This is a genomic window from Erwinia sp. (assembly GCF_031978025.1).
Classification (GTDB): domain Bacteria; phylum Pseudomonadota; class Gammaproteobacteria; order Enterobacterales; family Enterobacteriaceae; genus Erwinia.
Map to the genome: position 1 here is coordinate 26,879 of NZ_DALZCD010000005.1, position 7,042 is coordinate 33,920.

Consider the following 7,042-nt stretch of genomic DNA (forward strand, 5'->3'; position numbering starts at 1 on the left):
GCCCCGAAAATCTGGTTCTCAGTCACGATCTGCTTGAAGGATGTTATGCCCGTTCCGGACTGCTGAGCGAGGTCTTACTCTACGAGCAGTATCCGAATAACTATTTGTCCGATGTTGCACGCCGTACGCGCTGGATCCGTGGCGACTGGCAACTGCTTAACTGGCTTAAGCTCCGTGTCAGAAAAGCGGATGGCACAAAGGATAAAAATCCGTTGTCCGCGCTGTCGCGGTGGAAGCTATTTGATAATCTGCGCCGCAGCCTGGTCGCACCCTCTCTACTGGTGCTGCTATTCAGTACGCTGCTGTGGGTGCCCAATCCGTGGTACTGGTCAGGTGTACTGACCCTCATCTGGCTGCTGCCTGCCGCGTTATGTATCATACTTGATCTTATCAATAAGCCGCTTCGTCGTACTTTGAGGCAGCAACTGATGCTCGTCACTGCCGGAGCGATGAAACGAGTTTCCCGTGTTGGGCTTAATTTTGTTTTACTGCCCCATGAAGCGGGCTATTCGCTGTACGCAATCACAGTGACGCTCTGGCGCCTTGGTATTAGCCAGCGAAATCTGACCGAGTGGTCCCGTCACACTCCTGATAGCTTCAAGTCCACTTTTTCTGTTTTCCGTTTTTATCGGGCTATGTATCTGAATGTGGCTTGTGGTGTGGCACTTATCTTACTTACCCTGGTTTTTGCACCGAAATGGCTGACCATAGCATTGATCATCGGCCTGTCGTGGTGCATGGCGCCGCTGTTGCTGAGCTGGTTGAGCCGCACGCCGGCGCGTAAGGCTTTCCTGCCCACTCCGGAGCAGAAACAACTTTTGCGTCAGACCAGCCGGGAAATCTGGGCTTTTTTTGAGACATTCGCAACGGCAAATGAAAACTGGCTTCCTCCTGACAATTATCAGGAAATCCCGGAGCCAAAGATTGCACATCGAACCTCTCCTACCAACATCGGACTTTCCCTTCTGGCTAACCTCACGGCCTGGGATTTTGGCTATATCCCTGGCGGGACTGTATTGCAGCGCATCACACAGACGCTGGACTCGCTGGATAAGATGGAGCACTACCGGGGACATTTATATAACTGGTATGACACCCGCACGCTGTCCCCGCTTAGTCCGCGTTATGTTTCCAGTGTCGACAGCGGCAATATGGCGGGGCATTTACTGACACTGCGTGAAGGATTGTCTGCCATGCGCCATCAGCCGGTATTTAATCCTCAGCTCATCGTGGAGGGGCTGAGCGACACTTTAAGTGTTCTGGAGAAATACTGGGGATATAAAGCGCCAGCCAGTCTGCGACTGCTGCGCATAGATTGTTTAAGTGCAGCATCATTACCTGCCGGACAGCTGCTCAGAAAACTAAGAAAAATGCAGTCGCATTGCCACGACCTGACTCAACGCAGTCACCTGGAGAGCACGATTGTTGAGCGGTGGACGGCGCATCTGGTCACTCAACTGAAACAGCTTTGCGATGAATGGTCGACATTGCTTGGGTGGTTACCCACAACATATAATGCACAATCATTGCCTGCGCTAAGTGAGCTGGCTGGCGAGAAAACCATTCATGGAGTGCCTCTTCCGACCGCCTTAATAACCCAGGTCAGATTACGACTGTATATTATCAGCGAACTGGAACAACGGCTGGCTGATCATGCACGAATGGATTTTGCGTTTCTGTACAATACGGCTACCAGTATGCTGAGCGTTGGTTACAACTGCGACACCACCACGCTGGATAAAAGCCACTACGATCTCATGCCCTCTGAAATCCGCCTGACCAGTTTTGTTGCAATAGCGACGAATCAGCTGCCGCTTAAAAGCTGGTATGCACTCGGCCGCCTGTTTACCACCCTGGATCGGGAAACTGCTCTGATGTCATGGAGCGGTTCAATGTTTGAATATCTGATGCCGAATCTGGTGATGCCGTCATGGCACGGCAGTCTGCTGGATACAATGAGCAAATCCGCGGTTATACGGCAGATAGGCTGGGGCAAAGAGCGTGGTGTGCCATGGGGTGTCTCCGAGTCTGGCTATCATGCGTTTGATGTTCAGCACAATTATCAGTATCAGGCATTTGGCGTACCTGGTCTGGGGCTCCGGCGCGGACTCGCCGACGATATGGTTGTTGCCCCTTATGCCACCCTGCTGGCGTTGTTAGTTGCTCCGCAGAAAGCCTGTGAAAATCTGTTCACCCTGGAGAAGAACGGCGCGTGCGGCGAATATGGGTTTTATGAAGCGCTGGACTATACGCCATCGCGGCTGGCATCCGGCCAGCTTTTTTCAGTCGTACAGTCCTGGATGGCGCACCATCAGGGTATGGCTTTCCAGGCGCTGGGGCATCTGCTGTTTGATGCGCCAATGGCCACACGATTTATGTTGAATCCTGCTTTCAGGTCGGCCAGCCTGCTGTTGCAGGAGCGCGTACCCGATGCAGTCGAGCTCTATAGTCCGCGTCGTCATTTTGAGTCCCATGAAGGAAGGGTTAAACCGGTACGCTATGAACCGCGCATTTTCACTCAGGCGGTCACCCCGACCCCGGAAATACAGTTACTTTCCAACGGGCATTACCATCTGATGATAACAACCGGCGGTGGCGGTTACAGCCGCTGGAAAAACATCGCACTCACGCGCTGGCGCAGCGACACCACCCGTGATAACTGGGGAACATTCTGCTATATCCGCGATCCACTGACCGACGAGGTGTGGAGTAATACCTGGCAACCCATGGGTGGCAACGCGGATATCAGCAATGATGAAATCATTTTTACCGATGCGGGCGCTGAATTCACACGCGTGCTCGGATCGGTTAGCGTTAAAACTCAGGTTGTCATTTCCCCGGAAGATGACATCGAGCTACGTCGTGTCACTCTGGTGCATCATGGTCGTACACCGCGGACGTTGGAACTGACAACCTATGCCGAAGTGGTGCTGGCACCGGACGCCAGCGATCAGGCTCATCCTGCATTCAGCAACCTGTTTATCCAGACTGAGACAGATCCCGCTCGGGATGCCATTCTGTGCCACCGACGTTCACGCTCACCGGATGAACAAAGTCCGTACCTGTTTCATATGATGGTGGTACATGGCGAAAGTTCCGGGAACACATCGTTTGAAACCGACAGGGCCAAATTTCTTGGCCGTGGAAGACATCCGGCTGATCCCCTGGCGGTCAGCACGGGCGGGCCACTCAGTAATACCTTCGGGGCCGTGCTGGATCCGATACTGTCGATATCTCACGCGATCAGGCTCCAGCCCGGACAGCCTGTCATCATTGATATCGTGTATGGTGTCAGCGAAAACCGTCAGCAAAGCCTCGAATTAATGGAAAAATATCGCGACCATCCTATCGCCAATCGCGTTTTTGAACTGGCCTGGTCTCACAGTCTGGTCGTGTTGCGGCAGATGAATGCCAGTGAAGAGGACGCAACCTTATTTAACCGCCTCGCCAGCGCAGTAATCTATCCCGGTCAGGAATTACGCAGTGACCAACAGGCTATCAGTCGTAACCGGCGTGGTCAGTCCGGCCTGTGGGGCTGGGGTATTTCAGGTGATTTGCCGATTGTTCTGCTTTGTCTCACCAGCGAGGAAAGAATCGCCTCCGTTGCCACACTGATCCAGGCGCATCGATACTGGCGAATGAAAGGGCTGGAGGTGGACCTCGTGATTCTGAATAACAGTGCCGGTGGCTACCAGCAGGTGTTACAGACGCAGATTATGGATTTAATCAATGCGGGTTCAGAAGCCAGCCTGCTGGATAAACCCGGAGGGATTTTTGTCCGTAACGGTGAACATCTCAGCGCTGAGGATAAGCTGTTGCTGATGAGCGTGGCCTGCCTGAGTCTGGATGATCGCGCTGACGGTATTAAAGAACAACTTAACCAGCGTACTGGCGCGACAAAGAAAATCGGCAGGCCTTTTGTGCCGGAGATAACAACAGGTAACAATCACCATACAGACTGGATACCGGATACGGGCCCGTTACGTCATTTCAATGGATACGGCGGATTTTCTCAGGATGGCCGGGAGTATCAGATTCTCTTAAGAGAAAATGAACCGACGCCAGTGCCCTGGTCAAACGTACTGGCAAATGAACATTTTGGCAGCGTAATTTCTGAAGCCGGGCAGAGCTATAGCTGGTTTGAAAATGCCCATGAATACCGCTTAACGCCCTGGGAAAACGATCCAGTGAGTGACCGATGCGGCGAAGCGTTTTATCTGCGGGATGAAGAGAGCGGCGTGTACTGGTCACCCATGACCTTACCCGCGCGCGGGCAAGGCGACTATCTCACCCGCCATGGTTTTGGTTATAGCGTCTTCGCGCACCGTGAAAGCGGGGTAGACAGTGAACTGACGATATTGGTAGCCGAACAGGCGCCGGTTAAGCTTGCCATCCTGAAGCTCAGCAACCATTCGGGCCGCACGCGTAAATTAGCGGTCACTGGCTACGTGGAGTGGACACTCGGGGCAACGCGTGCACACTCTGCCGCGCATATCATTACGCATTCGCACCCCCTGCCTTGCGGTAGTGCAGTAATGGCAAATAACTTTTATGGTTCTGACGGCAGTGAACGCACCGCTTTTTTCGCCGTAAATGATCCTCTGAGTACGGTAACCGGTAACCGTCGTGAGTTTGTGGGGCGCAATGGCTCACTACACGCGCCGGCCGCCATGAAAATGCGCAGACTCTCGGGCCAGACAGGGGCCGGATTTGATCCCTGTGCCGCGCTACAGTCGACAGCGACCATTATCGATGGTGATCAGAAAACCTTTGTTTTTGTCCTCGGCGTGGCAGGCAACCTTGTGCAGGCTCAGGAGACGCTTGCCCATTTTCTGAATGAGGATAACGCACGCCAGTCGCTGGACCAGGTTCATCATTTCTGGCACAAAATTCTTGATAAAGTTGTGGTTCAGACACCCGATAGCAGCGTTGACTTGCTGGTGAACGGCTGGTTGCTCTACCAGACAATAGCCTGCCGCATTATGGCGCGCAGCGGATATTACCAGTCCGGCGGTGCATTTGGTTTCCGTGACCAGCTGCAGGATACGCTGGCGCTAAGCCACGTTGCACCGGAGCGATTGCGCAGCCAGATCGTGCTCTGTGCCTCACGGCAGTTTACAGAAGGGGATGTTCAGCACTGGTGGCATCCTCCGCACGGCAATGGTGTGCGCACCCGCTGTTCAGATGACTACCTGTGGCTCCCGCTCGCGGTTTGTCACTATGTAGATATAACGGGTGATATCAGCGTGCTGGAACAGCACATTCCCTATCTCGAAGGCCGTCCGCTCAAGCCCGGCGAAGAATCTGTTTACGATACTCCGGTTATAAGCCACATCGAAGAGACGTTGTGGCAGCACTGCGTAAAAGCCGTTGAACGGGGATTGCTCTTTGGCCAGCATGGTCTGCCGCTTATGGGGGCTGGCGACTGGAATGATGGTATGAATCTGGTTGGAATCGAAGGCAAAGGCGAAAGCGTCTGGCTCGGCTTTTTTCTCTACGATATTTTACAGCGCTTTGCGGCGCTGGCTGAACAGCGACAGGACGCGGACGTGGCGGCATTATGCCATTCAGAAGCGCTGCGCTTGCAAAAAAACCTCGAATCTTCGGCCTGGGATGGTGAGTGGTACCTGCGCGGCTATTTTGACGATGGTGCGCCGCTGGGATCACGAGGGTCACAGGAGTGCTGTATTGATGCAATTGCCCAAAGCTGGTCCGTCTTGTCCGGTGCAGCTGATCCTGCACGTAGTGCTCAGGCAATGCGGTCGATGGACAGTTATCTGGTAGATAAAGATGCGGGCCTAATCAAACTGTTAACACCCCCGTTTGATGGCCACGGGCCTGACCCGGGTTACATAAAGGGTTATCTGCCGGGCGTAAGGGAGAACGGGGGGCAGTACACGCATGGTGCAATCTGGGCTGTCATGGCGTTTGCACGTATGGGGGATAAAGCTCGAGCCTGGCGACTTTGGTCCATGATCAACCCAATAAACCACACGCTACAGCCTGATGGCATTAACACGTACAAGGCTGAACCTTATGTCATGAGTGCGGATGTGTACAGCGTCCCCCCCCATACCGGGCGGGCTGGGTGGAGCTGGTACACCGGTTCCGCGGGCTGGGCCTATCGTCTGGTAACTGAAGAGTTGCTCGGAATAAAACGTCACGGCGATACGCTTATCATCCATGCGCTGTTACCCGATGAATGGCCTTCGTTTAGCATGACCTATCAACACGGGCAGAGTCAGTATCGCATCACTGTTTCCCGTGGCGAAAATGAGTATCAGGTGACACTGGATGGCATCCAGTTGCCTGACGACAATATTCTTTTAGTGGCTGACGCACACAATCACAGGGTTGATATTATTCAGCGATAAGAAGAAGAGACGGTGCCATAAAGCAGCAACAATGCGTATGCAAGACACAATACAACTTTAGTTGGTGACTGCAGGCAAAAGCAGAAGTTGCTACCCCTCTAATGGCAAGAAAAAAAATACCTGCCTTCCGAGGAGGAGGGCAGGTACAAAACGCGGAGGTAGCGTATTGTGCTGTTATATAGTTTTCGATGTTGTGAGGAAGACGCCTAGCAATCCCGTCAGACATCCTCCTGTCACTGAGCGGTAGGAGCGCTCACCTATGGCACAACACTATCTATATTAGTTACTTAAGAGTGAGCTTCAAGCGTAAGCGGTAACTTAATATAAAACCGACAGGTAAAAAACCGGCGAGGGGGCAGACATGTACTACGCCTATCTCGGCAAACTTCGTGATGGGTAATTTGAAATTAGTCAGTTGTGAGGCTTTGACAAAAAAATGTACGGGTTGCGTTTATCATCTTCACGTAATTTCAGATTGTGCTGCCATCAACTCCACAGGGCCCATATATTTACTATCACAATTGCAAACATATAGTGGTCAAAAGTAAAAAGGCCATATTGCGGCCAATGGGATTACTCATACCTGAATTGATTTATTTACCATGCATAAACGACAGTTTTACACACTGGTTTACTGCGCTTTACCACGCCGACTGACTAAGCCACCT

1 protein-coding gene is annotated in these 7,042 nt (G+C 52.7%); it reads left to right on the forward strand.

The genetic code is table 11. The annotated features are described in order from the left end of the window. Positions 1 to 6,374: GH36-type glycosyl hydrolase domain-containing protein (locus RTK32_RS00990; RefSeq protein ID WP_312041670.1), on the forward strand; the 6,374-nt coding region annotated here is incomplete at its 5' end. Positions 6,375 to 7,042: the final 668 nt, after the last annotated feature.